Consider the following 24,060-nt stretch of genomic DNA (forward strand, 5'->3'; position numbering starts at 1 on the left):
GGTGAACTCCATCACCTCTGGTAGCCGTTCGGCGCAGTCCACGACGCCCGGAGGCCGTACGGCGAACCCCGCCTCCCCCGGGGGCCGGTCGAGGACCGCCGCCCCGCCGCCCCGCAGTCTCCCCGCCCTGCTCGGCCTCCGGGCCGCCACCGACCCCGGGCACACCGCGCTGATCTGCGGCACGCGCGGCCTGACCTTCGACGCGTGGCACGCCCGGTCCGGGGTCCTCGCCGCCGGACTGCGGAACCGGGGCCTGCGACCGGGGGCGCGCGTCGTGCTGCGTTACGGCGGCGGCGACTGGATCGCGTACGCCGTGGCGTACTGCGCCGTCCTGCGCGCCGGCTGCGTCGCCGTACCCCTGTCCGACCGGCAGTCCCCGGCGACCGCCGCCCACGTCCTCGCCGACAGCGGGGCCGCGGCCCTGCTGCACCCGCACGGGGCGACCCTGCCGCCGGAGCTGCTTGCGGCCGGGGTCTGGGCGGCGACCGAGGAGGAGATCCAGGCGGAGGAGGAGGTCCGGGCGGGAGCCGGAGCCGTCACCGCGACGGAAGCCGGAGCCGGAGCCGGCGCGGGAGCGGCGAGCGGGACGGCCGGCGGCGGCGTCCCGGCGCCCGGCAGCCAACCCGGTGCCGCCGTGCCCGGTCGCACGGAGCCCTCCGCCTCCCCGGGCGTCCCGGAGAACCCCGACCCGGCCGCCCTCGCCCAGATCCTCTACACCTCCGGCACGACCGGCACCCCCAAGGGCGTCACCGCGACCCACGCCAATCTGGTGCACGGCTGCACGTCCGACGAACGCCGCCGCCCACTGCGGCACTCCCGCCACTTCCTGCACGCCTTCCCCGTCGGCACCAACGCCGGGCAGACCATGCTGGTCAACGCCCTCGACTCGGCCGCCACCGCCGTGGCCGCCCCGCAGTTCACCCCGGGACGGTTCGCGCGGCTCATCGAGGAGTACGGGATCGGCAGCGTGTTCCTCGTCCCGGCCATGGCCATCGAACTGCTCGGCTCCGAGGCCGCCCGCCGGTACGCCGCCGACAGCGTCCGGCTCGTCGGCTCGACCGCCGCCGCCCTGCCGGGGCCCGTGGCGCTCGGCCTGACCCGGGCCTTCCCGCGCGCCCACATCGTCAACTACTACACCTCCACCGAGGCCGCGCCCGCCCAGATCACGCTGCTCTTCGACCCCGGCCGCCCCGACTCCCCGGGCCGTCCCGCAGACCTGCGCGACCTGCGGATCACGGCCCCCGACGGAACGCCCCTGCCGCCCGGTGAACCGGGTGAGGTCTGGCTGCGCACCCCCACCTCCCCCCGCGCCTACCTCGACGGAGCCGGCAGCGGCTCCGCGAACGGCGACGCGGAGGTCTTCCGGGGCCGCTGGGTGCGGATGGGCGACCTCGGGCGGGTGGACGAGGACGGCTGTCTGCACCTCCTCGACCGGGAGCGCGACGTCATCAAGTCCGGTGCGTACAAGGTCTCGACGCTCCAGGTGGAGGACGCGCTGCACGCCCACCCGGCGGTGGCCGACGCGGCGGCGTTCGGGGTACCGCACCCCGTCCTGGGGGCGGTCGTCGCCGCCGTCGTCGTGCCGCGCGGCGAGCTCACCGCACCCGCCCTGCGGGCCTTCCTGCTCGACCGGCTCGCCGCCCACGAACTCCCCGCCCGCCTGCTGTTCCGCCCTTCCCTGCCGCGCAACGAGGGCGGCAAGATCCTCAAGCGCGAGCTGCGCCTGCTCCTGGACGACGAGGCCTTGTGATGACGAACCCGACCTCCCCTTCCTCTCCCGCTGCTTCCGCCCCCTCCCTCCCGGCGGTGCTCGGTCCCGCTCAGCACGGCATGTGGGTGACCGAACAGGTGCTGAGCCCCGGCGCCGCCCACCACCTGGTCCTCGCCGCCCGGTTCACCGGCGCGACGGCGCCCGACGCGACGGCCCTCGACACCGGGTGCGCCCGGCTCCTCGCCCGGCACCCGGTGCTGCTGTCCCGGGTGGACCCGGAGGGACCCGCGCTCGCCCCGGCCACCGGACCCGCACCCGGGCTGCGCCGCCTGACCTGCGCGCCCGACGCCCTCGACGACCTGCTCGCGGCGGAGACCACCCGCCCCTTCGACCTGGCCCGGGGCCCGCTCGTCCGGTTCGCGCTCGTGAGCACCGGCGACGGCCACCCGGTCCTGCACGCCGTCGCGCACCACCTGGTGTTCGACGGCACGTCGAAGGACGTCCTGCTCGCCGAGATCCTGGGCGTGGAGACGTCCGCCGGCCTCCCGAGGACCGAGCCCGCCGAGCCCACCGCCGAAGAGGCGGCAGCGGCCGGTGCGTTCTGGGACGGCCGCTGGTCGGACCCGCCCGTCCCCGCGCTGCCCGGCCTCCTCGTCGACGCCCGGGAGGCCACCGCGCCCGCCCCCGGTGGCGCCGTGCCGTTCACCCTCGACGGCGCGCCCCTCGCCCGCCTCGCCGACACCGCGCGCACCCTCGGCGTCACCCGCTTCGAACTGCTCCTCGCCCTCTGGCACACCCTGCTGCTCCGCTACGGCAACAGCTCTCCCGCCACCGCCGTGGAACTGTCCACCCGCCGCCCGGGAAGCCCGGACCACATCGGCCTGTACGTCAACGAGCTGCCCGTCCTCACCCGCCCCGACCCGCACCGGAGCTTCGCCGACTTCGCCCGGGACGTGAGCTCCGAGCTGGACGCCCTCTACGACCACCGCCCGGTCCCGCTCGGCCGGGCGGTGCGCGGCCTCACCCCGCGCACGGCGCTCACCCCGCTCTCGGTCAGCTACCGCCGGCGCACCGGCTGGGAGGCGCTGGAAGCGGCGGACGTCGAGGTGGACTGGATCGGCTTCCCGCACGCCGTACGCAACCTGGCCCACCTCCAGCTGGTGTCCGGTCCGGATCGGCTGGACGCCTCGTTGCAGTACCGGGCCGACGCCTTCGCTCCCGGTGCGCCCGCCCGGATCGTCGGCCATTTCCGCGCCCTCCTGGACGCGGTGCTCGCCGACCCCGGCATCCGCCTCGCCGACCTGCCGCTGCTGGCGGGCGACGAGCGGGAGCGGGCGCTCTACGCGGGGAACGGGACGCCTGCGGCCCGCCCGGCGAACGCCACGGTGACCGGGATGTTCGCGGAGCGGGCCGCCGCGACACCCGATGCGGTGGCCGTGGTGGCGGCCGACGGCACGGAGCTCTCCTACGCCGAACTGCACGCGGCAGCTGCCGAGTTCGCCGCCCGACTGGCTGCCGAGGGCATCGGCCCCGGAGACCTCGTCGGCGTCCAGGTGGGCCGTTCGGTGGCCGAACTGACCGCCCTGCTCGGAACGTTGACCGCCGGAGCGGCCTACGTACCACTGGATCCCGGCTACCCGGCCGACCGGCTCGCTTTCGTCCGGGCGGATGCCGGGCTGTCCGCCCTCGTGGTCGACGGGCCGGTGCCCCGGGGGCTGCCGAGCGGGCTCCCGGTGCTCTCCCCGGAGCCTTCCACCGCCGCCGGTGCGCCGCCGGTCGGGCGGACGGCCGTCCCGACCGCCGGTCACCCCGCCTACGTCCTCTACACCTCCGGCTCCACCGGCCGGCCCAAGGGGGTCGAGGTCTCGCACGGGGCGCTCGCCAACCTGCTCGGCGCGCTGGCCGACCGGCTGGGGGCGGCCCCGGAGCACCGCTGGCTGGGGCTCACCTCGCTGTCCTTCGACATCTCCACCGTGGAACTCCTGCTGCCTCTGACCACCGGCGGCCGGGTCGTCCTGGTGCCGGAGGAGCGGCAGCGCGACGGCGCGGCCCTGCTGAAGCTGATCGACGCCCACGGCGTCACGCACGTCCAGGCCACGCCGAGCGGCTGGCGGCTGATGCTGGCCGCCGGACTCCACCGCCCCGGACTCGTCGCCCTGGCCGGGGGCGAAGCGCTTCCCGGGCCCCTGGCCGCCGGACTGCACGCCGCCGTCGACAGGCTGTTCAACGTCTACGGGCCGACCGAGACCACCGTCTGGTCCCTGCTGGCCGAGCTGCCCCCGGGCGAACCGGTGACCATCGGCCGCCCGCTGGCCGCCACCCGGGCGTACGTGCTGGACGAGCACGGAGGTCCCGTCCCCGACGGGCTGCCCGGCGAACTGCACCTCGGCGGTGCGGGCGTGGCGTACGGCTACCGGGGCCGCCCCGGGCTGACCGCCCGCTGCTTCGTACCGGACCCGTGGGGGCCGCCGGGGTCCCGGATGTACCGCACGGGTGACCTGGTGCGCCGACTGCCCGACGGGCGGCTGGAGTTCGCGGGGCGCCTGGACACCCAAGTGAAGCTGCGGGGGCACCGGATCGAGCTCGGCGAGATCGAGGCACGCCTCACCGAGCACCCCGGGGTGGCGCAGGCGGTGGTGGTGCTGGACCCCGGTGAGGACGAGAGCGCCGGAGAGGCCGGCCAGGAGCGGCTGGTGGCGTACGTGGTCGGGGCGCCGGACGGCTCGGAGGCGTCGGGAGCCACGGGCGGTCCGCAGTTTGTCGCCGGCCCGGGGATCTCGGACGGCCCGGGGACGTTGGCGGCCAGGGGCGTTCCGGACGTGTCGGGAGCCACGGGCGGTCCGCAGTTCGTCGCCGGCCCGGGGATCTCGGACGGGCCCGGGGGCGCCGACGGCCTCGGCGGCCCGGAGGCTCCGGCGATCGCGGCGGCGCGGGAGGACTCCGCGCCGCCGGTCGCCCTGGCCACCGTGGCCCCGGCTGCCCCGGCTGCCCCGGCTGCCCCGGCTGCCCCGGCTGCCCCGGCTGCCCCGGCCGCCGACGAACTGCGCGCCCATCTCGCCCGCTCGCTTCCCGCAGCGATGGTCCCGGCCGCATGGGTTCCGCTGGCCGCGCTGCCGCTCACCCCGAACGGCAAGGTGGACCGGGCCCGGCTGCCGGCCGTCCCCAGGACCCGGCCCGACGGGGCGAGCCCGCCGGAGCCGGGCGGGGCCGACGGCACCCCGGCCGCCCCCGAGGGGGACGCGGCCGTGGTGCGGGAGATCTGGCAGGAGGTGCTGCGGCTCGACGACATCGGCCCCGACGAGGACCTCTTCGACCTGGGCGGGCACTCCTTGACGATCACCGCCATCGCCGCCCGCATCCGCAAGCGGCTCGGCGTCGAGGTGCCCCTCGACGCCTTCTTCGACACCCCGACGCTCAGCGAGATCTCGGCCGTGGTGGGCGAACTCCGCCGGCCGGCGACGGGGACGGCACGGACGACCCAGGCAGCACCAGAAGGAGAGCAGCGATGAGCGACGCGACGCCGTACCAGGTGGTCGTCAACGACGAGGAGCAGCACGCGCTGTGGCCCGCCCGGACGGAGCCGCCGGCCGGTTGGCGGGCGGAGGGCTTCACCGGGTCGGAGGAGGAGTGCATGGCCCATGTCGACCGGGTCTGGGAGGACATCCGCCCGCTGAGCCTGCGCCGCCGCCTCGCGGAGCAGGGCCGGTGACCGCCCCGGCCGCCGAGGAGGCCGCGCTGCGGAGCAGGGTCGCCGCGCTGGTCTCGCACGCCACCGACGGTGAGGTCACGGAGGGGGAACTGCTGGGTGCGGGAGCCTCGTTGACCGCTCTCGGCGTGACGTCGCTGGCGCTTCTGCGACTGATCGACGCGGTCGAGGAGGAGTTCGGGATCGTCCTCGACCTGGACGGGCCGTTCCGCTTCCTGGACGACCTCGACGGCCTGGTCGGCCATCTCGCGGAGCTGGGCGCGGCGGCGGAGGGCGGGACCCATGCCTGAGGGGACGGCCCCGGCGGCGGAGCGGGCGGATTCAGCGGTGCCGACGACCGCCGTGGTGGCACCGCCGGGGTCGCCGGAGCCGGCCGGGGCGCCCGGTGGCCCCGCCGCCCCCGGCCTCTCCGCGACGCGCTCCGAAGTCGCCTTCCACGGCGAGCGGTCCGGCCGGGCCCCGCTCACGTGGGGGCAACGGGCCATCTGGCACGCGATCCGCCGCACCGCGCCCAACGACCATTACTTCAACATCGGCCGCGTCCTGCCGCTGGCCGACCGGGGCCGCCCCGCGACCGTGCCCGAGGCGCTGAGCGCGCTGGCACGGCTGATGGAGCGGCACGAGTCCCTGCGCACCCGCCTCCTGCTGTCCCCGCAGGGCGGGGAGCCCGGCCAGATCCTCACGGACGCCGGAACCCTGTCCGTGACGATCACCCGGGCCGCCGGCCTCCCGGAGGCGGCGGCCGGGGCCGAGGTGCTGCTCGGGCGGCTGTCCGCGACGCGTTTCGACTACTCGGCCCAGTGGCCCGTGCGCGTGGCCCTGGTCACGGTGTGCGACCGGGTGACCCACGTCGTGCTGGTCCTGTGCCACCTCGCCGCCGACGGGCACGCCGCCGAGATCCTCGTACGGGATCTGCGGCTGCTGGTCCGGCGCGGCTCGGCCGGCCGGCCCCCGGCCACCACCCCGCTGGACCTGGCCCGCGACCAGCACGCGGCGGCGGGCCGGCGGCGGGGCGCCGCGGCCCTGGCGCACTGGGAGGCGGGCTACCGGGCCGCGCCCCCGACGATGTTCCCCGACCCGCGTGCGGAGCCCCGCTCCCCGCGCTTCTGGACCGGGCGGATCGTGTCCCCCGCCCTGGCGCGGGCGGTCGGCGCGGTGGCGGCGGCGCACCGGGTCAGCGGGTCGACCGTGCTGCTCACCGCGTCGGCCGCGCTGGTCGCGGCCGGAGAGGGCCACCGTACGGCGGCCGTGATGCCGATCGTCGGCAACCGCACCACCGGGGCGCTGCGCGACCTGGTCTCGACGCTGTCGCAGGACGGCCTGTTCGTCCTCGACCTGGCGGACGCGGCAGCCCCGACGGAGCCGTCCGGCCTCGGGGACGCGGTGGATTCCACGGGGACGGCAGGCTTCCCGGAGCCGTCCGGTCTCCCAGAGGCAGCCGGTCTCCCAGAGGCGTCCGGTCTCGCAGAGGCGTCCGGTCTCGCGGAGCCGTCCGGTCGCGCGGAGGCGGCCGGTGGCCCCGGGCCGGTCACCGGGGGCCGGGAGCCCACGTTCACCGACCTCCTCCCCGCCGCCTACCGGGCCGCCCTGCGCGGGTACCGGGCCGCCGTGTACGACCCGGTGGAGTGGGACGCGCTGGGGGAGCGGCTGAGCGCGGAGTACGGCACCGACGTGCACCCGTACTGCTGCTTCAACGACATGCGCCTGGTCGAACGGGTGCTGCCCGCGGGCCCGCCGGCCACCCCGCAGGAGCTGGCGGAGGCCCGGCGGCGTACCGTCTTCGGCTTCCCGGCGACCCAGGACCGGGTGGCGTGCCGCTACTGCCTGCACGTCACCGAGGAGGGCGACGCGCTCGCCGTCTCGCTGACCGCCGACACCGCGTATCTGCCGCCGGAGGCGATCCGCGCGCACCTCTACGCGCTGGAGGAGCTGGTCGTGGCGAGCGCGGCAGGTGCGCCACCTCCCCTGACGGGGCTCCGCACCCTGCTGGAGACGGCGGGAGGCGACCGGCCGTGACCACCGTCGAGCCCGCCCCGCGCCCGGCCGCGGGCGTACCCCTGCGGGCCTGGGCGGACCGCACCTCCTGCGTCCAGGGCGGGCGGCTCCCGTTCCACCTGACCGGCGTCGACCCGTCGACCCCGGTCCGGGTGCGGATCACCGACGGGGTCAGCGGCGAACCGCTGCTCACCGCCGCGGTGACCGCCCCCGACTGGACCCTGGACGTGCCGCCCCAGTGGCCCAGCTCCCTGTGCCGTGCCGCCTTCGACGTACCGGGGGAGACGCGGCCCACGACCGACGAGGCCGGACACGAGGTCTGGTTCGTCGTCCGCGCCGCCCGCCCCGGCACGGCCTCCCGCATCCTCGTCTCGATCCCCTTCGCCACCTGGCGGGCGTACACCCACGCGGGCCTGCCGCACCGGGGCCTGTACTACACCGAGCAGCCCCACCGCGCCGCCCGTGTCTCCTTCGCCTCCCCGGGCGGCGGGCCGCCGCCCGAGCGCTGGGAGGAGGGGCTGCTGCGCTGGCTGCCCACGGCGGGGTACCCGGTCGACCTCTGCTCCGGCCTCGACCTGCACGACGGCGGCGAACTCCTCTCCCACTACCGCCTGCTGGTGATCAACGGCCATGACGAGTACTGGTCGATGGAGATGCGCGACAGCGTCGAGACGTTCGCCCGGCGCGGCGGCAACGTGGCCTTCTTCGCCGCCAACACCGCCTGGTGGCAGATGCGGCTGGAGGACGACGGACGCACGATGGTCTGCCACCGGGACGCGCTCACCGACCCGATGACCGCGACGGACCCGCGCCGCACGACCGTCGAGTGGTCCAGCTCGCCCGTCGACCGCCCGGAGAACACGATGACCGGCCTCAGCTTCCGCCGGGGCGCGGGCGCGTGGGGCGAGGGCATGGCGGTGATGCGCAAGGACGCCTACACGGCCCGCTTCGCGGGGCACTGGGCCTTCGCCGGTACGGGGCTGGCGGACGGCGAACCCTTCGCGCGGGGCGCCCTCGGCTACGAGACGGACTCCTGCGCCCTGGAGTGGACCGGCGGGGTGCCCCGGGCGACGGGCGTGGACGGCACCCCGGCCTCGTTCGTCGTCCTGGCCACCGCCGATCTGCGGCACTGGCGGGAGTACGGGCAGGGCGGGGCGGCCACGATGGGCGTCTTCCGGCTGGGCGCGGGCACGGTCTTCAACGCGGGCACGATCAACTGGGGCAGCGTCCTGGCGGACGACCCGGTCGTGGACCGCGTCACGCGCAACGTGCTGGACCGGCTGGGCGGGGCCGCCCCCGGTGACGGCTGGGAGGCCGCCGGGGCCCCCGACGAGGTCCACGCGCTCGCGGTCTGCGCGTCCGTCCTGTTCGGCGTGGACGCCCGGGGACGGCTGCTGTGCCGGGAGCCGTCCGGGCAGAACCTGCCGTGGCGGCCCGTCGGACAGGCCCCCGGTGTGCGGGCGCTGGCCTCGGCGCGGGAGGCGTCGGGCGGGCTGCCGCAGGACCTGTACGCGGCCACCGAGGACGGCAGGCTGCTGCGCCGCGCCCCGGTCCCGGGGCCGGTCGAGGAGCGGGAGGAGTGGGCCGAGGCGGGATCGGTGCCGCCGGGCACGACCGCGATCGCGCTCTGCGACGCGGGGATCTTCGCCGTCACCCCGCACGACGACACCTTGCACCATCTCTCCGCCTTCGCCCCCGACGGGCCGTGGCAGGTGCTCGGGGACGCGGGCGGCGCGGTCGCGCTCACCACGCTGAACAGCAGACTGTGGGCGGTCACCGGGGACGGCCGGCTGCGCACCCGGCTCCCGGCCGGCCCGGCGGACGGGCCCGCCCCCTTCACCGACACCGGCGTGCCGGGTCCGCCACCGGCCGGGACGTCCCCCGGCGGCTGTACGGGCCTGGCCGGCCGGGCCGGGACCCTGTACGCGGCCGTGGCCGGGGGCCCGCTGCTCCTGTGCGCGCGGCCGGCCGCCCCTCCCCGCTGATCACTCCCTGCGACGCCGGGCCGTCCGCCGCCGTAGGGTGGAAGGAGAGCAGGGCAGTGGGGGCGGGGAGGAAGCCGGACGTGGGTGCTGTGAAGAGCAAGCGGATGCCGCGCGCCGTGCGCGAGCAGCAGATGATGGACGCCGCCGTGCGGACCTTCGGGCAGCGCGGCTACCGGGCCGCCTCGATGGACGAGATCGCGGAGCTGGCGGGCGTCTCGAAGCCGTTGGTCTACCTGTACCTGAATTCCAAGGAGGACCTGTTCTCGGCCTGTATCCGCCGCGAGGCGCAGGCCCTGCTGGACGCGGTGCGGGCCGGGGTGGAGCCGGGTCTGCCCGCCGACGCCCAACTGTGGTCGGGGCTGCGGGCGTTCTTCGTCCACACCGCCGAGAATCCGGACGCCTGGTCGGTGCTGCACCGTCAGGCCCGCTCGCAGGGCGAGCCGTTCGTCAGCGAGGTCGGCGGGATGCGGGACGAGATCGTCGCGTTCGTGACCGGCCTGATCGGCGCCGCCGCCCGCGAGGCCCACCGCGACCCCGCCCTCGCTGACCGGGACGTGGCGGGCCTCGCCCAGGCGCTCGTGGGGGCCGCGGAGTCCCTGGCGGGCTGGGCCAACGACTCCCCGGACGTCTCGGCGAGGGAGGCGGCGGCGACGCTGATGAACTTCGCCTGGGCGGGCCTGGAGAACCTGATGCACGCCCGGCCCTGGACGCCCCCGGCCGACCAGGACCTGCCGTAGGCGCTGCCCCGGGGCCGGACAGGTCCTAGACGTTCCGCGTCACCGCGCCCACCAGGTGCACGCGCCCCTCCGCCCCGCGCAGCGCGAAGGCGTCGCCCGTGGCGTCGGCGGCGTACGTCACGGTGGCGGGCAACAGGACCGGGGCCCTGAACTCGGCCCGCACCGAACGGATTCCGGCCGGGTCCCCGGCCTCGGCGAGGCAGCGGGCGGCCGTCCACATGCCGTGCGCGATGGCCCGGGGGAAGCCGAACAGCCGGGCGGTCAGCGGGTGGAGGTGGATCGGGTTGCGGTCCCCGGAGACGGCCCCGTAACGCCGCCCGAGGTCACCGGGCAGCCGCCACTCGGCGACGGCGGGCGGGTCGCCGACGGCGTCCGGGCCCGAGCGAGGTGAGGCGGCCGTGTCCGTCGTCGCGTGCCGGGACAGGTAGCCGCTGCGCGACTCCCACACCAGCTCCCCGTCCACCCGTGCCTCGGTGGCCATCGTGACCTCGGTGCCCCGCCGGTGCGGGGTCAACCCTTCCGCACGGACGCTCAGTTCGAGGGGTTCCGCCGGCCGCACGGCCCGCAGCGGGGTGATCTCGATCCACGTGTGGACGAGCCCGAGGACCGGCAGGGGGAAGCCGCGTGCGGTCATCAGCCGCATGGTCAGCGGAAAGGCCAGCACATGCGGATACGTCAGTGGCAGCGGGCCGGACTCCGCGAACCCGCAGATCTTCCGGTAGGCCGCGAGTGGCCGGGGGGCGACGGGCGCGGCCGGGCGGGTCAGGCGGTCCGTCGGCACGGTGGCGTCCGGCCGTCCTGCGCGTTTGAACGGTGAGGTGAGGGCCCCGCGCACGAGCGAGGCGCTGAGTGAGGTCATCGCTTTCACGCCCCCAGCAGGCTCTGGCCGCACACGCGCAGCACCTGGCCGTTGACGGCGGCGGAGCCGGGCTGCGCGAACCACGCGACGGCCTCGGCCACGTCGACCGGAAGCCCGCCCTGGGACAGGGAGTTCATGCGGCGGCCCGCCTCGCGGATGAACAGCGGTACGGCGGCGGTCATCTTCGTCTCGATGAAGCCGGGGGCCACCGCGTTGACCGTCACGCCGTGCTCGGCGGCGGCGCGCGGGCCGAGGGAGCGGACGAGGCCGATGACGCCGGCCTTGCTCGCCGCGTAGTTGGTCTGGCCGTCGTTGCCCGCGATGCCCGCGATGGAGGCGGTGGTGACGATCCGGCCGCCCCGGTTCAGCGTGCCCGAGGTGAGCAGGTCGTCGGTGGTGCGCAGCACGCTGTCGAGGTTGACGTCGATGACCTGGGCCCAGCGGTCGGCCGGCATGTTGGCGAGGCGGCGGTCGCGGGTGATGCCCGCGTTGTGGACGAGGACGTCCAGCCCGTCCGGCGCGGCGGCGGCGATGCGGGCGGCGGCGTCGGGCGCGGTGATGTCCAGCGGCAGCGCGGTGGCCCCCAGCCGGTCGGCGGTGCGCACCAGGTCGTCCTGGGCCTGGGGGACGTCCAGCACGATCACGTGCGCCCCGTCGCGGGCCAGCACCGAGGCGACGGACGCCCCGATGCCCCGTGCGGCGCCGGTGACCAGGGCGGTGCGGCCGGACAGCGGGGCGTCCCGGTCGGCTTCGGGCTCCGGGGCGGCGGTGGTCAGCTCGATCACCTGGCCGCTGACGTAGGCGGAGCGGGGGGAGAGGAGGAAGCGGAGCGTGGACTCGGCGGCCCCCGGCGCCGCCCCGGCCGGAATCCGCACGAGCTGGGCGGTGGAGCCGCGCCCGGTCTCCTTCCCCAGGGACCGGACGAAACCCTCCAACGCCTGCTGGGCGGCGGCCTGATGGTGGTCCTCGGAGGACGGGGGCGTGCCGATGACGACGATCCGGCCCCCGGGAGCCTGCGACCGTACGACAGGGTGGAGGGCCGCGTGCACCTCGGCGAGGCCCCGGGCGGAGGTGACCCCCGTGGCGTCCAGCACGATTCCGGCGGGCCGGGCCGCCTGGGCGTCGACCGTCAGGCCCGTCGCCGCCAGCGCCTTCGCCAGCTCGTCCGTGATCGCGGAGTCCCCGGCCGTCAGATGCAGCAGCGGCCCGTCCAGGCGGGGGGTCTGCGGGCTCCAGCGGCGCAGCGTGGCGGGCTGCGGCAGGCCGAGCCGGCGTGTGAGGAAGCGGCCGGGTGCTGTGCCGGTGAGGTGCAGATAGCGATCGGCCATTGTCCTGACTCCCTGCTCGGTCGTAGATTTACTCTGGAGTAAGGTTACTGAAAAGTCAGGAGCTGGTCGAGATGAACAATCCCGGACCGACCGAGACGAGAGGGTCACGATGACGCGCCGGACCCCGTTCGTACCGCTCTCCCCGCCCCGGCCGCGCCGCGTCGCGGTGCTCGGCGGCAGCCGCACCCCCTTCGCCCGCTCCGACGGCCCGTACGCGACCGCCTCCAACCAGGACCTGCTCACGGCCGCGCTGAACGGCCTGGTCGAGCGGCACGGCCTGGCCGGTGAGCGGGTCGGGGCGTTCGTCGCGGGCGCGGTCCTCAAGCACAGCCGCGACTTCAACCTGGCGCGGGAGACGGTCCTCGGCTCCGCCCTCGATCCTCGTACCCCGGCGTACGACATCCAACAGGCCTGCGGCACCGGCCTCCAGGCGGTCATCGCCGCCGCGAACCAGATCGCGCTCGGGGCCCTCGACTCCGCGATCGCGGGCGGCTCCGACACCACCAGCGACGCCCCCCTCGGCGTCAACGACGACCTGCGCCGCATCCTGCTCGCCGCCCGCCGCGCGAAGACGACGGGCGCCCGCCTCGCGGCGCTCTCGGCGGTCCGCCCCCGCCACCTCGTCCCGGACATCCCCCGCAACGCCGAACCCCGCACCGGCCTGTCGATGGGCGAGCACGCCGCCGTCACCGCCCGCCGCTGGGCCGTCACCCGCGAGGACCAGGACGAGCTGGCCGCCACGAGCCACCAGCGCCTGGCCGCCGCGTACGAACGGGGCTTCCTGGACGACCTGGTGGTCCCGTACCGGGGCCTGGACCGCGACCAGAACCTGCGCCCCGACTCGACCCCCGGGAAACTGGCCCGCCTGAAGCCGGTGTTCGGCACGTCCGGCCCCGACCCGACCATGACGGCGGGCAATTCGACGCCGCTGACGGACGGGGCCGCGACGGTCCTGCTGGCGAGCGAGGAGTGGGCCGGGGAACGGGGCCTCGAACCACTCGCCTACCTCTCCCTCCACGAGACGGGCGCGGTCGACCACGTGGACGGCGACGACGGCCTCCTCATGGCCCCGGCGTACGCGGTGCCGCGCCTACTGGAGCGGGCCGGGCTGGGCATCGAGGACTTCGACCTGTACGAGATCCACGAGGCGTTCGCCTCCCAGGTGCTGGCCACCCTCGCCGCCTGGGAGAAGCAGGGCCTCGCCCCGGTGGACCGCAGCCGCCTGAACGTGGCCGGGTCCTCCCTGGCCACCGGCCACCCGTTCGCCGCGACCGGCGCCCGGATCGTGGCGACGCTGGCGAAGCTGCTGGCGGAGCGGGAGGGGCCGGGCCGGGGCCTGATCTCGATCTGCGCGGCGGGAGGCCAGGGGGTGACGGCGATCCTGGAACGCCCGTGACGGGGTTGTTCCGCGCCGGCCCGCCGCCCCTTCCCGCGCCACCGTTCCCCTCCTCCCCACCGTCCCCCGACGCCCGCGCTGTCCCCGCCCCCGCCGCTCTTTCCCCCGCTGCTCTTTCCTCCCTCCGCTGTTCCCTTCCCTCTGCCGGACGGACGACCCGGCGAACCGACCCGCCCGACCCCCGAACCGAGGAGCCGCACGTGTCAACGCCACCTTCCGCCGTATCCGCGTCCACCACGCCCCCCGGCCCCGTCCTGATCGAGCCGACGAAGAAGCGCGGCCCGGACGGCAGGGTCCAGGAGGTCTCCGTACCGGAGTTCGCGCCCACGGTGCAGCGCGGCTCGCTGGCCGAGATCCCGTTCGACAACGCCCGGGAGGCCCCGGCCGACCCGGTCCTCAGCCGCAAGGACGCCGAGGGCGCGTGGCAGGACGTGAGCGCCGCCGACTTCGCCGCCGAGGTGCTGGCGGTGGCGAAGGGGCTGATGGCGGAGGGGCTGCGGGCGGGGGACCGGGTCGCGATCATGGCCCGGACGACGTACGAGTGGACGCTGCTGGACTTCGCGGCGTGGGCGGCGGGCCTGGTGACCGTCCCGATCTACCCGACCTCGTCCGCGTTCCAGGCCCGCTGGATCCTCCAGAACTCCGGCGCGGTGGCGTGTGCGGTGGAGACGAAGGAGCAGGGCCGCCTGATCAGCCAGGAGCGCAAGCAGCTGGGCGACCTGGCGCACCTGTGGCAGTTCGACACGGGGGCGATCGGCCACCTGAAGTCCCTCGGCAAGGACCTCCCGGACGCGGCGGTCGCGGCCCGCCGGGCCACCCTGGAACCGCACAGTCCGGCGACCCTCATCTACACCTCGGGCACGACCGGCCGCCCGAAGGGCTGTGTCCTGACCCACGGCAACTTCTTCGCCGAGGTCGACAACGCCATCGAACTCCTCCACCCGGTCTTCACGTCGGTTTCCAAGGACCCGGCTTCCACCCTCCTCTTCCTTCCCCTCTCGCACGTCTTCGGCCGGATGGTCGCGATCGGCTGCATGCGGGCGCGGGTCCGCCTGGGCCACGCCCCCTCCATCCAGACGGACGACCTCCTGGCCGACCTGGCGGGCTTCCGCCCCACGTTCCTGCTGGCCATCCCGTACGTCCTGGAGAAGGTCTACAACACCGGCCGGGCGACGGCGGAGAAGATGGGCCGCGCCGCGTCGTTCGACCGCGCGGCACGGATCGCGCAGCGCTACGGCAAGGCGGTGGAGGCGGCCGAACACGGGACGGGCCCGGGTCCGGGCCTCGGCCTGCGCGCGGCCCGCGCGCTGTACGACCCGCTGGTCTACCGCCGCATCCGGGCGGCCCTGGGCGGCAAGGTCCGGTACGTGATCTGCGGCGGCTCCCCGCTGGGCCGACGCCTCGCCGCGTTCTACGAGGGCGCGGGCATCGGCATCTTCGAGGGCTACGGCCTCACCGAGACCACGGCCGCCCACACGGTGACCCCGCCCCTCAAACCCCGCCTGGGCACGGTGGGATGGCCGCTGCCCGGGACCTCGGTGCGCATCGCGGACGACGGCGAGGTGCTGCTCAAGGGCGGCCAGGTGTTCCGGGGCTACTGGGACGGGGAGCGGGCCGAGGTGACCCCGGCGCTGCTGGCGGACGACTGGTTCCCGACGGGCGACCTGGGCACGCTCGACGAGGACGGCTACCTGACGATCACGGGCCGCAAGAAGGACATCATCATCACGTCGGGCGGCAAGAACGTCACCCCCGCCCCGCTGGAGGACTGGCTGCGCGCGCATCCCCTGGTCAGCCAGTGCATGGTGGTCGGCGACAACCGCTCGTACGTCACCGCCCTGATCACCCTGGAGCCGGACGGCCTCCAGCACTGGCGCCGGATGACCAAGAAGCAGGACATCCCGATGCGCGACCTGGTCCACGACGAGGACCTGCGCACGGCCTTGCAGAAGGCGGTGGACGAGGCGAACCGCCTGGTGTCCCGTGCCGAGTCGATCCGTAAGTTCACGGTCCTTCCGGTGGACTTCACCGAGGAGAAGGGCCACTTGACGCCGTCGCTGAAGCTGAAGCGGGAGGCGATCGCGCGGGACTTCGCGGAGGAGATCGAGGGGTTGTACCGGAGGTAGGGCTTCGGTGGAGGCCCTTGTCACCTGTCCGCGGGGAGCAACCTGAACGCCTTGTGGCCGGTCAGGGGCCGGACCGTACGGAAGCGGCGGTCCGCGGTGAAGACGACCTCGGTCCGGTACGCGGCGGCCGGGGCGACGTTGCGACACCTCCGTGGTGTGGCGCAAAACCCGTCGATCATCGTCCGCGCGTCCTGGCACCCTGAGCACAAGGGCCCGACGGCAGCTGATCCGCGGGCAGGGTGTTGCGAAGGGAAGTCCGCATGGCCACGGTCGTCGACCTGATCACCTACCCCGTCAAGGGCTGCGCGGGAACGTCCGTGGACGGGTCGCACCTGACCCCGGCGGGTCTCGCCCACGACCGCAGCTTCATGGTCGTCGGCCCCGACGGGGTCTACCGCTCCCAGCGCCGCGACCCCCGCCTGGCCCTCGTCCGGCCCACCGTCAGCGCCGACGGCAGCAGGCTCACGCTCGCCGCAGCCGAGCCGGAGGACGGCCACGGCGCGCTGCACCTCGACGTCACCACCGCCGCGCCCCGGCGGGACGTCGACCTGTTCGGCACGACGTACCAGGGCATCGACCAGGGCGAGGAGGCCGCGGCCTGGCTCACGGACTTCCTCGGCGCCCCGAGCCGTCTGGTCCGTGTGCCGCCGGAGCACGGGCGGAAGACCGACGGCGTGACCCCCGGCACCTCCGGTTACGCCGACAGCAGCGCCGTCCACCTGCTCTCCCGCGCCTCCGTGGACCTTCTGCACACGCGGCTGACCGAGCGCGGCGCCCCGCTGCTGGCCATGGACCGCTTCCGCCCGAACATCGTCATCGACAGCCTCCCCGAAGGCGCTCAGGGGGACCGGGGTGCACAGGGGGCGGACTGGGCGGCGGAGCCCCACGTCGAGGACCGGATCCGCCGCGCGGCCATCGGCGCGGCCGAACTGGGCTACGCCAAGCTCGCCGTGCGCTGCGCGGTCACCCTGGTCGACCAGGAGGCCGGCGCCCGGGGCGGTCCGGAGCCGCTGCGGACGCTCGCCACCTATCGACGGGCCCCCTTCGGCATCGTGTTCGGCGCGAAGTTCGCCGTGACGCGGCCGGGGAAGCTGTCGGTGGGGGACGAGGTGGCGGTGGCGGAGTGGGGCGAGGCGGAGGGGTGACGCCTCATCACGGGGTGCGACCCCGAGCGGGCGGTGCGCAAAGTCTGCGTAGTGACAGACCGCCGGGCCGTGGCGGGTATGGCGGTATTGATGACGGCGCTATGGCTTGAAAGCGGTCACTTCTTCGGGCTCGTTCGCCGCATGGCTGAGTGACATACCTCAGAGTTTTCTCAGGTGGATTTGACCACCCGGTCAAGATCGTTAGTGTTCCTTCTGATCAACCGACCACCATGCTCCAGCTACGGGGGAGCACCACAGGAAGCTGAGGTTGCGGAATGGATGCTCTGACCGTCCTGGCGTCGGCCGCGTTCGGTTCCACCGCGTATCTCACCACCCTCTCGGGTGTGACATGGCTGAACCGGCAGGCCTCGGGCGTGAAGTTCGCGGGCCTGGTTGTTGTCGGCATGATTCTGTGCGCGCTCGTCGGGACGATCGCCGACGCGAGCCAGAGCGTGGCGATCGGATTCATCGTGGGGGCCGGAATTACTCCGCCCGTATTCCGGTGGATCCTGCAGCGTCTCAGGCCCGTCGCCAGTTCCTGACCTATCGGCGAACTCACGGTCTCGACGCCGTTCAGCGTCGAGTCCCAACCAGCTCTCAGCATCGCGAGGTTGGAGCAGAACAGGCAGCCGTTCGACTTGTACTGGCCCCTGCGTACGTGGGGTCGCCACCCTTGCGCAGGCACGGGTCCGCCAGGCAGCACTGCTCGCTCCGACTGCCGTTGGCGGAATACGCGATGGGCAGTTGCCCTTTCGGATACTTGATCGTCTTGGGGCTCTCGTGGATGAACGGGTTGCCGACCACCGCTCCCAGCTCTCGCGTGGCTGCGAGACTTCCGGCATGGACATGGGACGCGAGTCGCGGTGGGAGAAGGACGCGATGACGGTGGAGATCGTCTTCGCCCTGGTGACTGCTGTCGTTCTTGCCGCAGCGGTCTTCGCCCCCGCGCTGGTGCTCACTCTCGCCTTCGATCTCTCCGGTTCGGCGTCCAAAGGTGTGCTGACGGGGGGAGCCCTGGTGGGAGGGGCGGCCGGAGTGTGGCGACTGGTGCGGGTGCTGTACCGCTTCGACGTGGAGCGCCGTAAAGGCCACTGACGGCCGGGGGTCGGAAGGCCGTTCAGAACTGGAGGGCGCGGATCAGGCGCCGGGCGGCCCTGGCGTCGATCGAGCCCGGGTGCAGAAGGTCCGGGGTGCTTTCCCGTACGGATACGGGGATGGTGCCGCCGCCTGGTTTCGTAAGCGAGAGCGGACAACGTTTGTCGACGGTTTCGGACAGCACCTTGGCGATCAACGCCGCAGAAATGTTGACGAGAGCCGACAACGCTTTGGCCGCTGCCAGGACCTCCTTGTCAGCCACGCCTGCACTTGGGGGCTGGCATACCCGCCGCCGCTGCGAGAGGCTGACCCATCGCGGGTTGATCTTCAGCACACGGAGGCTACGAGCTCATGGCAGCATCAGGGAACCAGCTCTTACCAGCAGCAGGTGCATACGAGATCGATCAGGCGGCATCAACGGTCCGCTTCGACACACGTGCCGTGTTCGGGCTGCTCCCAGTCCGAGGTACCTTCGCCATCGGTCATGGCCGCATCACTGTGGCGGACCCGGCAGAAGAGTCGTTGGTGCACGTCGCAATAGAGGCAGGAAGCTTCGAGTCAGGCAATCAGCAGCGTGATGACCACGTCAGGTCCTCTGACTACCTCGACGTGACACGGCATCCCGAGATCGGCTTCCGGAGCCAGCATCTGGAACGATCCGGCGCTGATGCCACCGTGTACGGCGAGTTGACGGTATGCGGGGTGACTCAGCCGATCGCCGTGACACTCGGCACGGTTGCCCACGAGGGCAAGCGGATCACGGCGAGCGGCACTACCACGATCGACAGGTACGCCTTCGGCATCACCAAGGCCAAGGGCATGACGGGGCGGCATCTCAAGATTTCTTTGGAAGTCGTCGCGCACCGCTGAACCGATCGTGCTACGAGCTCATAGCGGCACCAACAACAACTGCATCGAGCACGCTGTCCTCGTCTCAGGCCGACACGCGGTCCGCGATACCAAGGACCGCGCTCTCGGCGCGCACACCTTCGGCCCTGAGCAGTGGCGGGCCTTCGTCGCCGCCGTGCAGGACGGCTCTCTCCAGGGCTCCTGAAGCCGCGCAGGCGTACGCGACCATTCCGGCGACGTTCGCGACCGTCGCCGGGATACTCGTCGTCCATGGATGAGGTTCACGTCGTCGTCGCCCATTCCGAGCGCGCGACCCTGCGCGTCGGTGATGTGTTCCTGAAGGTGGACGCCGATCAGGCGCGTATCGACGTCGAGGTCGAGGCGATGACCCTCGCGCCCGTTCCGACTCCGGAAGTCCTGTGGCGCAAGCCGCCCGTGCTGGCGATCGCCGCAGTGCCGGGGACGACGCTCGGCCGCCTCGGTGGGCCGTCGACCGGGTCGGCGGGGGCGTGGGCCGCGGCGGGCGCCGCCATCCGGAAGCTGCACGACGCGCCGCTCCCGGCCCGGCCGGGCGGGCAGAGGCGTCGGCGAGCTTGCGGCGGAGCTCGACGCCGAGTGCCAGGTGCTCGTAGCGGAAGGCCTTCTGCCCTCCGGCCTGGTCACCCGTAACCGCGAGGTCGCCGAGGGCGCGCTCAGGCCGTGTACCCCGGCGTTCACGCACGGTGATCTGCAGATCGCACACGTCTTCGTCGACGGTGACGAGGTCACGGGCATCATCGACTGGTCCGAGGCGGGCCGGGGCGATGCGCTGTACGACCTTGCCACCTTCACGCTCGGGCACGAGGAGCACCTCGACGACGTCCTCGCCGGGTACGGCCCCGACGCCGATGTGGATCGCGAAGTGATCCGCGGGTGGTGGGCGTTGCGCAGCCTGCTGGCAGTGCGCTGGCTGGTCGAGCACGGCTTCGACCCGTTCTTGCCGGGCTGTGAGGTCGACGTGCTGAGATCCCGGATGTGAGGCAGCGGCGGGCCCGGCCGCCCCGCCGGAGTAGGTTCTGGTGCGTCGGGCCGGCCTCCGACTCCTGCCTTCGTCACCTCGCCGCGGCTTCCGAGCGGGAATGATCCGCCAACCTGGCTCTCCCGGCTTCCCGAGTACGCCGGTTGTGTCAGTAGGACGTGAGAAGGTCCGTGCGGGGGAGCGAGCCGACCGGAGGGCAAGGGGCTGGGGAGCTGATGGGGAAAGAGCTGCCGGAGATCGTTCGGGCCGATGAGTGGGTACCTCTCGTCATCCGGACCGACTACACCGATGACGCCGCGTGGCGGGAGGTCGTCGCCGCGCTGGAGCGTGCCGTCGAGGGGGAGCGGGAGTGGGAGGCGGCGGTGCATCTCGTCGAGGACCGGCGGTGGGACGGTGTCACCGGCGACGAGGCTGTAGCCGCTGCGGCGCGGGACGAGGAGCTGAGCGTCGTGTTTCTCGCCGACGGTGTCACCATGCGCTCGCCCTTGCGGCCGCTGCTCGCCCTCGACCTCGGCGCTGATGACGACGAGGACCTCGACCCGATGTACTACCAGGAGCTCATCCACTCCCCGCAGCCCCGCGAGGTGCGTGTGGCGCCGGACGCCGTGCACATGGTCCACGGGAACCTCCAGCTCGCCAACGTGGACTTCCCGGAGTTCGTGGAGGACGCGGCCGCCGATCCGGACGGGGTTGTCCGGGAGGTGGTGACCGTCCCCGGCGGGCCCGGGGACGGTCACACGGCCAGCAGCCGTCACGTCGGCCGGCCACCTCGGTGGTGACGCCTGTCGAGGAGGACGCCCATGCCCAGACCGCCATGCCGGGCGACGTCCTGCAGGTCGCGAAGTGCGGCCAGGCGCCGGTCCCGTTCGGCTGGTCGTTCTGCGGGATCGACCGGTGAGCGGCCGGACCTCGTGGAGTCGGAGTCTGCGGAGGCCGGCCGCGCCGCACTGGCGTAGCAGCTAGTCGTCGTCCTCGGCGGTTCGTGTGCACAGGTGGCCGGTGGGGCAGGCGTCGCAGCCCGCGTACTCGACGTATCCGGAAGCCCGTGCGGCCGCGAACAGCTCACGGGCGTGCCGGGTGCCGTCGACGCCGGTGTGGGTTCCGTAGACCTCCGGGTCGGGTTCGCTGAGCTGGGCCTCGTGGGCGCGGATGAAGCCCACGGCCGCCGCTACTTCGGTGGGCAACTCGTCCCACATCTCGGCGGGCATGCAGACCTGGCGAGTGGGCAGACCCGGTTCGCCCCGGAAGTGCCAGGTTCCGCCGGGCTCGGTGGGCTTCTTCGCGACGAAGCAGATGAGGGGCACGCCGTATTCCTCATCGGGGACGACGAGGAAGGCGCCATGGGCGTGGAGGTTGTGCAGCGACTCCCGTACGGCCGCCGCGTTCATTCCCGGCCGGGCGGAGGCCACTTCGTCGATCGGCACGAGCGTCGCCTCGGTGGCGCCCCTCCGTGAGGCGACCGGGAGCTGACCGGTGTCGATGATCGTGTCGAGCAGCAAGGCGGCATGGGGCACCTCGTGGTCGTACGAGGGGCCGAGAAGAGCCAGGCGGCGCATCAGGTCGATGGCCTCCGGGCCCAGCCGCGGATCGTCCACCGTCGAGGCGTCCGTGCCAGGCACGACCTGGTACCACTCGTCGTAGGCGACTCCGGGCGGCCGGAGTTCCTGGAGGGTGTACTGGCGGGGGACGCGGTTCCTGGGGCGTCGCGGCTTGCCGGGCTTCTTCCTTCCCATGGGCTTCCTGTCTACGAGGTGAAGTGTTCGTGGTCTGGTAACGAGCGGACGGCCCGGAGGTAGCCTCCGTGCACTTACGGGGGCCCAGGACCTGAGAACGGTGCCGGGCTCCGGTGTCCCACGTGTGCGGGTCCACCCAGCGGCGGCGTCGGCGCCATCAGCCCCTCCAAGCGGCTCTCAGCCTCCTGTGTCGGGGAACGCCGGTCGGCCGAGGAGGTCATGCGACCCCCGCGATCCCGTCCAGTCGCGCGCGCAGCCCCGGGGTGAGGACCAGGCCCGCCGCCGCCGTGTTCTCCTCCAGGTGGGCGATGCTCGACGTGCCCGGGATCGGGAGCATGACCGGGGAGTGGTTCAGCAGCCAGGCCGGGCAGACCTTGGTGGGGGTGGCGTTCGGTTCGGCGGCGATGGCTGCCACCTCCGCGCGGTCGCCCGCCTTGTCCCGGGCGACCGCGCGCCAGGGCAGGAACGCGATGGCCGTGGACGCTTCCGATGTGCCCGATGCGGCCCGGGCGCCGAACCCCCTTGTCTGATGACCCGTCAGGTATGACGATGGCGGCCGTCACCCGGGGCGGGAGCGCCCCGGGCCGGAGGGGAAGGAAGGCCGCCGTGCCGCTACCGCCCACGCCGTCCACGCCGTTCGTACGGCCCGACGGGCCGCTCGCGTACGGGATGCAGTTGCCGGTCCAGTCGCAGAGCGCCCTCTACGCGGAGCCCTGGGAGGCGGCGGCGACCCCCGCCGATCTCGTCCGCGTCGCCCGTGCCGCCGATCGCGGGGGGTTCGCCTACATCGCCGGCTGCGATCACGTGGCCATCCCGCGGCGGCTCGCGGAGGGGATGAGCACCGTCTGGTACGACCCCGTCGCCACGCTCTCCTTCCTCGCCGGGGTCACCGAGCGGGTGCGGCTCATGAGCCATGTCGCCGTCGTCGGGCTGCGGCATCCGCTGGTCACCGCCAAGCAGTACGCCACCCTCGACCACCTCAGCGGCGGCCGGCTGATCCTCGGGGTCGGGGCCGGGCACGTACGGGAGGAGTTCGAGGCCGTCGGGGCGGACTTCGACGGGCGCGGCGGTGTCCTCGACGAGAGCATCGACGCGCTGCGGGCCGCGCTCGGGCCGGAGGAGTACCCGGAGTTCGCGGGGGAGCGGTTCTCGTTCGGCGGGCTCGGGCAGCTGCCCCGGCCCGCCCAGGAGCGGGTGCCGGTCTGGGTGGGCGGCTCGTCGCCCGCCGCCGTGCGCCGGGCCGCCGTGCGGGGTGACGGGTGGCTGCCGCAGGGCGACCCCCGGGACCGGCTGCCCGCGCAGATCGCCCGGCTGCACGCCCTGCGGGAGGAGGCGGGCGTCGAGGCGCCGATCGTCGTCGGTGCGATCACCGAGCCGCTGTACGTGGGTGAGCCGGGGTGGTCCGTGGGGCGGCGCACGCTCTCCGGGAAGCCCGAAGCGCTCGCGGAGTCGTTGCGGGAGTACGCGGCGATCGGCGTGCACCAGATCCAGGTGCGCTTCCGGAGCCGGAGCGTGGCGGAGCTGACGGACCAGATGGCGGCGTTCGGTGCGGACGTGGCCCCGCACCTCGGTCAGTAGGGGAGTGCGTCATGGGCAAGCTGGACGGGCGGGTCGTCCTCGTCACCGGGGCGGCGCGCGGGCAGGGCGAGCAGGCGGCGCGGCTCTTCGCGGCCGAGGGGGCGCGGGTCGTCGTCGCCGATGTGCTGGTGGAGCAGGGGGAGGCGCTGGCGGAGGAACTGGGCGCGGACGTCGCCCGGTTCGTGCGGCTGGACGTGGGGAGCGAGGGGGACTGGGCCGCCGCCGTCACCGCGGCCGGGGAGGCCTTCGGGAAGATCGACGGGCTGGTCAACAACGCGGGCATCCTGCGCTTCAACGAACTGGTCGACACCCCGCTGGCGGAGTTCGAGCAGGTGGTGCGGGTCAACATGACCGGAGCCTTCCTCGGCATCCGCGCCGTCGCGCCGGAGATCGCGGCGGCGGGCGGCGGGACGATCGTCAACACCTCCTCGTACACGGGCCTGACCGGGATGCCGCTGGTCGGCGCGTACGCCGCGACCAAGCACGCGGTGCTGGGGCTCACCCGGGTCGCCGCCATGGAGCTGGCCGGGAAGGGGGTGCGGGTCAACGCCGTCTGCCCGGGGGCCGTCGACACCGCGATGACCAACCCGGCGCTGCTGGACCCGGACGCCGACCTGGCGGCCTCGGACGCGGCTCTGGCGGCGTACTACCGCAAGCTCCTCCCGCTGGGCCGGATCGGGCGGCCCGAGGAGGTCGCCGCGCTGGTGCTGTTCCTGACCTGCGACGACTCCTCGTACATCACGGGGCAGCCCTTCGTCGTGGACGGGGGGTGGCTGGCGGGCGTCAGTCCCTTCTGAAG

At 74.0% G+C, this 24,060-nt stretch carries 22 protein-coding genes and 4 pseudogenes; 19 read left to right on the forward strand and 7 right to left on the reverse strand.

Features of this window, described 5'->3' with window-relative positions; translation table 11 throughout:
• The first annotated feature begins 1 nt into the window (after position 1).
• The 7 genes from KME66_RS19570 to KME66_RS19605 all read left to right on the forward strand — a co-directional run bounded on the left by KME66_RS19570 (position 2) and on the right by KME66_RS19605 (position 10,134).
• Positions 2 to 1,750, forward strand: a complete 1,749-nt coding sequence (locus KME66_RS19570; RefSeq protein WP_253208410.1) for a class I adenylate-forming enzyme family protein — start codon at positions 2 to 4, stop codon at positions 1,748 to 1,750.
• Positions 1,750 to 5,220, forward strand: coding sequence for an amino acid adenylation domain-containing protein (locus tag KME66_RS19575; RefSeq protein ID WP_253208411.1), 3,471 nt, complete (start codon positions 1,750 to 1,752; stop codon positions 5,218 to 5,220). The genes KME66_RS19570 and KME66_RS19575 overlap by 1 nt, the downstream gene beginning before the upstream one ends.
• Entirely contained in the window at positions 5,217 to 5,420 is a 204-nt protein-coding gene (locus tag KME66_RS19585) for an MbtH family NRPS accessory protein (protein WP_073227985.1), read from the forward strand. Before KME66_RS19575 ends, KME66_RS19585 begins: the two co-directional genes overlap by 4 nt.
• Positions 5,417 to 5,707: an acyl carrier protein gene (locus KME66_RS19590; protein WP_073227988.1), complete on the forward strand. Its 291-nt coding sequence runs from the start codon at positions 5,417 to 5,419 to the stop codon at positions 5,705 to 5,707. The genes KME66_RS19585 and KME66_RS19590 overlap by 4 nt, the downstream gene beginning before the upstream one ends.
• Complete coding sequence (locus tag KME66_RS19595; protein ID WP_216324165.1) at positions 5,700 to 7,433, forward strand: condensation domain-containing protein; 1,734 nt, start codon at positions 5,700 to 5,702, stop codon at positions 7,431 to 7,433. The genes KME66_RS19590 and KME66_RS19595 overlap by 8 nt, the downstream gene beginning before the upstream one ends.
• Positions 7,430 to 9,397 carry a N,N-dimethylformamidase beta subunit family domain-containing protein gene (locus KME66_RS19600; RefSeq protein WP_216324167.1) on the forward strand — a complete coding sequence of 656 codons (1,968 nt, stop codon included), beginning with the start codon at positions 7,430 to 7,432 and terminating at the stop codon, positions 9,395 to 9,397. Before KME66_RS19595 ends, KME66_RS19600 begins: the two co-directional genes overlap by 4 nt.
• 80 nt (positions 9,398 to 9,477) lie before the next feature.
• Positions 9,478 to 10,134: a TetR/AcrR family transcriptional regulator gene (locus tag KME66_RS19605; protein WP_073227998.1), complete on the forward strand. Its 657-nt coding sequence runs from the start codon at positions 9,478 to 9,480 to the stop codon at positions 10,132 to 10,134.
• 25 nt (positions 10,135 to 10,159) lie between these two features.
• On the opposite strand, the gene KME66_RS19610 is transcribed toward KME66_RS19605, so the two are convergent.
• Together KME66_RS19610 and KME66_RS19615 are read right to left on the reverse strand one after the other, a co-directional pair.
• On the reverse strand, positions 10,160 to 10,993 hold the full coding sequence (locus tag KME66_RS19610; protein WP_073228001.1) for a MaoC/PaaZ C-terminal domain-containing protein: 834 nt from the start codon (positions 10,991 to 10,993) through the stop codon (positions 10,160 to 10,162).
• Between the two features lie 5 nt (positions 10,994 to 10,998).
• Positions 10,999 to 12,321 (reverse strand): 3-oxoacyl-ACP reductase, encoded by a 1,323-nt coding sequence (locus KME66_RS19615; RefSeq protein WP_216324169.1) that lies wholly within the window; start codon positions 12,319 to 12,321, stop codon positions 10,999 to 11,001.
• 109 nt (positions 12,322 to 12,430) lie between these two features.
• Here KME66_RS19615 and KME66_RS19620 point away from each other — a divergent pair, with 109 nt between their 5' ends.
• Together KME66_RS19620 and KME66_RS19625 are read left to right on the forward strand one after the other, a co-directional pair.
• A complete protein-coding gene (locus KME66_RS19620) occupies positions 12,431 to 13,717 on the forward strand; it encodes an acetyl-CoA C-acetyltransferase (RefSeq protein ID WP_216324171.1) in 1,287 nt (428 codons plus the stop codon).
• Positions 13,718 to 13,917: 200 nt separating this feature from the next.
• Positions 13,918 to 15,843, forward strand: a complete 1,926-nt coding sequence (locus KME66_RS19625) for a long-chain fatty acid--CoA ligase (RefSeq protein WP_216324173.1) — start codon at positions 13,918 to 13,920, stop codon at positions 15,841 to 15,843.
• A 20-nt stretch (positions 15,844 to 15,863) separates the two neighbouring features.
• On the opposite strand, the pseudogene KME66_RS34020 reads toward KME66_RS19625, so the two are convergent.
• Positions 15,864 to 15,983 (reverse strand): annotated as a pseudogene (locus KME66_RS34020) (VapC toxin family PIN domain ribonuclease); the annotation flags it as partial.
• Between the two features lie 120 nt (positions 15,984 to 16,103).
• Between KME66_RS34020 and KME66_RS19630 the strand changes: the two are divergent.
• Together KME66_RS19630 and KME66_RS19635 are read left to right on the forward strand one after the other, a co-directional pair.
• Positions 16,104 to 16,988: an MOSC N-terminal beta barrel domain-containing protein gene (locus tag KME66_RS19630; protein WP_216324176.1), complete on the forward strand. Its 885-nt coding sequence runs from the start codon at positions 16,104 to 16,106 to the stop codon at positions 16,986 to 16,988.
• Positions 16,989 to 17,263: 275 nt separating this feature from the next.
• Positions 17,264 to 17,530, forward strand: a complete 267-nt coding sequence (locus tag KME66_RS19635) for a hypothetical protein (RefSeq protein ID WP_216324178.1) — start codon at positions 17,264 to 17,266, stop codon at positions 17,528 to 17,530.
• Between the two features lie 35 nt (positions 17,531 to 17,565).
• Here KME66_RS19635 and KME66_RS34025 read toward each other — a convergent pair.
• Positions 17,566 to 17,821, reverse strand: a pseudogene (locus KME66_RS34025) (hydrolase); the annotation flags it as partial.
• A gap of 7 nt (positions 17,822 to 17,828) precedes the next feature.
• On the opposite strand from KME66_RS34025, the gene KME66_RS19640 reads away from it, so the two are divergent.
• A complete protein-coding gene (locus KME66_RS19640; protein ID WP_078863092.1) occupies positions 17,829 to 18,083 on the forward strand; it encodes a DUF6332 family protein in 255 nt (84 codons plus the stop codon).
• A 22-nt stretch (positions 18,084 to 18,105) separates the two neighbouring features.
• Here KME66_RS19640 and KME66_RS19645 read toward each other — a convergent pair whose 3' ends face one another.
• Entirely contained in the window at positions 18,106 to 18,345 is a 240-nt protein-coding gene (locus KME66_RS19645) for a hypothetical protein (protein WP_143169146.1), read from the reverse strand.
• An 89-nt stretch (positions 18,346 to 18,434) separates the two neighbouring features.
• Between KME66_RS19645 and KME66_RS19650 the strand changes: the two genes are divergently transcribed.
• The 5 genes and pseudogenes from KME66_RS19650 to KME66_RS34430 all read left to right on the forward strand — a co-directional run bounded on the left by KME66_RS19650 (position 18,435) and on the right by KME66_RS34430 (position 20,848).
• Positions 18,435 to 18,953, forward strand: a complete 519-nt coding sequence (locus tag KME66_RS19650; protein WP_216324181.1) for a YceI family protein — start codon at positions 18,435 to 18,437, stop codon at positions 18,951 to 18,953.
• On the forward strand, positions 18,916 to 19,137 hold the full coding sequence (locus tag KME66_RS34425; protein WP_216329477.1) for a DUF397 domain-containing protein: 222 nt from the start codon (positions 18,916 to 18,918) through the stop codon (positions 19,135 to 19,137). The genes KME66_RS19650 and KME66_RS34425 overlap by 38 nt, the downstream gene beginning before the upstream one ends.
• Positions 19,138 to 19,202: 65 nt before the next feature.
• Positions 19,203 to 19,950: pseudogene (locus KME66_RS19660) on the forward strand (phosphotransferase family protein).
• A gap of 215 nt (positions 19,951 to 20,165) precedes the next feature.
• On the forward strand, positions 20,166 to 20,729 hold the full coding sequence (locus tag KME66_RS19665) for a hypothetical protein (protein WP_216324185.1): 564 nt from the start codon (positions 20,166 to 20,168) through the stop codon (positions 20,727 to 20,729).
• Entirely contained in the window at positions 20,726 to 20,848 is a 123-nt protein-coding gene (locus tag KME66_RS34430; protein ID WP_301184499.1) for a hypothetical protein, read from the forward strand. The genes KME66_RS19665 and KME66_RS34430 overlap by 4 nt, the downstream gene beginning before the upstream one ends.
• Positions 20,849 to 20,909: 61 nt before the next feature.
• Here KME66_RS34430 and KME66_RS19670 read toward each other — a convergent pair whose 3' ends face one another.
• Together KME66_RS19670 and KME66_RS19675 are read right to left on the reverse strand one after the other, a co-directional pair.
• Entirely contained in the window at positions 20,910 to 21,683 is a 774-nt protein-coding gene (locus tag KME66_RS19670; RefSeq protein ID WP_253208412.1) for a hypothetical protein, read from the reverse strand.
• A 217-nt stretch (positions 21,684 to 21,900) separates the two neighbouring features.
• Positions 21,901 to 22,155, reverse strand: a pseudogene (locus KME66_RS19675) (aldo/keto reductase); the annotation flags it as partial.
• Positions 22,156 to 22,352: 197 nt separating this feature from the next.
• Between KME66_RS19675 and KME66_RS19680 the strand changes: the two are divergent.
• Positions 22,353 to 23,261: an LLM class F420-dependent oxidoreductase gene (locus KME66_RS19680; RefSeq protein ID WP_216329481.1), complete on the forward strand. Its 909-nt coding sequence runs from the start codon at positions 22,353 to 22,355 to the stop codon at positions 23,259 to 23,261.
• An 11-nt stretch (positions 23,262 to 23,272) separates the two neighbouring features.
• Positions 23,273 to 24,058: an SDR family NAD(P)-dependent oxidoreductase gene (locus tag KME66_RS19685; protein ID WP_073228045.1), complete on the forward strand. Its 786-nt coding sequence runs from the start codon at positions 23,273 to 23,275 to the stop codon at positions 24,056 to 24,058.
• The last annotated feature ends 2 nt before the right edge of the window (positions 24,059 to 24,060 follow it).

It is taken from the genome of Streptomyces sp. YPW6 (assembly GCF_018866325.1).
GTDB lineage: Bacteria > Actinomycetota > Actinomycetes > Streptomycetales > Streptomycetaceae > Streptomyces.

Coding starts and splice junctions, on each gene's coding strand:
- KME66_RS19575 (WP_253208411.1), top strand. CDS start 1,750: ATGACGAACCCGACCTCCCCTTCCTCTCCCGCTGCTTCCGCCCCCTCC.
- KME66_RS19585 (WP_073227985.1), top strand. CDS start 5,217: ATGAGCGACGCGACGCCGTACCAGGTGGTCGTCAACGACGAGGAGCAG.
- KME66_RS19595 (WP_216324165.1), top strand. CDS start 5,700: ATGCCTGAGGGGACGGCCCCGGCGGCGGAGCGGGCGGATTCAGCGGTG.
- KME66_RS19610 (WP_073228001.1), bottom strand. CDS start 10,993: ATGACCTCACTCAGCGCCTCGCTCGTGCGCGGGGCCCTCACCTCACCG.
- KME66_RS19615 (WP_216324169.1), bottom strand. CDS start 12,321: ATGGCCGATCGCTATCTGCACCTCACCGGCACAGCACCCGGCCGCTTC.
- KME66_RS19620 (WP_216324171.1), top strand. CDS start 12,431: ATGACGCGCCGGACCCCGTTCGTACCGCTCTCCCCGCCCCGGCCGCGC.
- KME66_RS19630 (WP_216324176.1), top strand. CDS start 16,104: ATGGCCACGGTCGTCGACCTGATCACCTACCCCGTCAAGGGCTGCGCG.
- KME66_RS19635 (WP_216324178.1), top strand. CDS start 17,264: ATGGATGCTCTGACCGTCCTGGCGTCGGCCGCGTTCGGTTCCACCGCG.
- KME66_RS19640 (WP_078863092.1), top strand. CDS start 17,829: ATGGACATGGGACGCGAGTCGCGGTGGGAGAAGGACGCGATGACGGTG.
- KME66_RS19650 (WP_216324181.1), top strand. CDS start 18,435: ATGGCAGCATCAGGGAACCAGCTCTTACCAGCAGCAGGTGCATACGAG.
- KME66_RS19665 (WP_216324185.1), top strand. CDS start 20,166: ATGGGGAAAGAGCTGCCGGAGATCGTTCGGGCCGATGAGTGGGTACCT.
- KME66_RS19670 (WP_253208412.1), bottom strand. CDS start 21,683: ATGGGAAGGAAGAAGCCCGGCAAGCCGCGACGCCCCAGGAACCGCGTC.
- KME66_RS19680 (WP_216329481.1), top strand. CDS start 22,353: ATGCAGTTGCCGGTCCAGTCGCAGAGCGCCCTCTACGCGGAGCCCTGG.
- KME66_RS19685 (WP_073228045.1), top strand. CDS start 23,273: ATGGGCAAGCTGGACGGGCGGGTCGTCCTCGTCACCGGGGCGGCGCGC.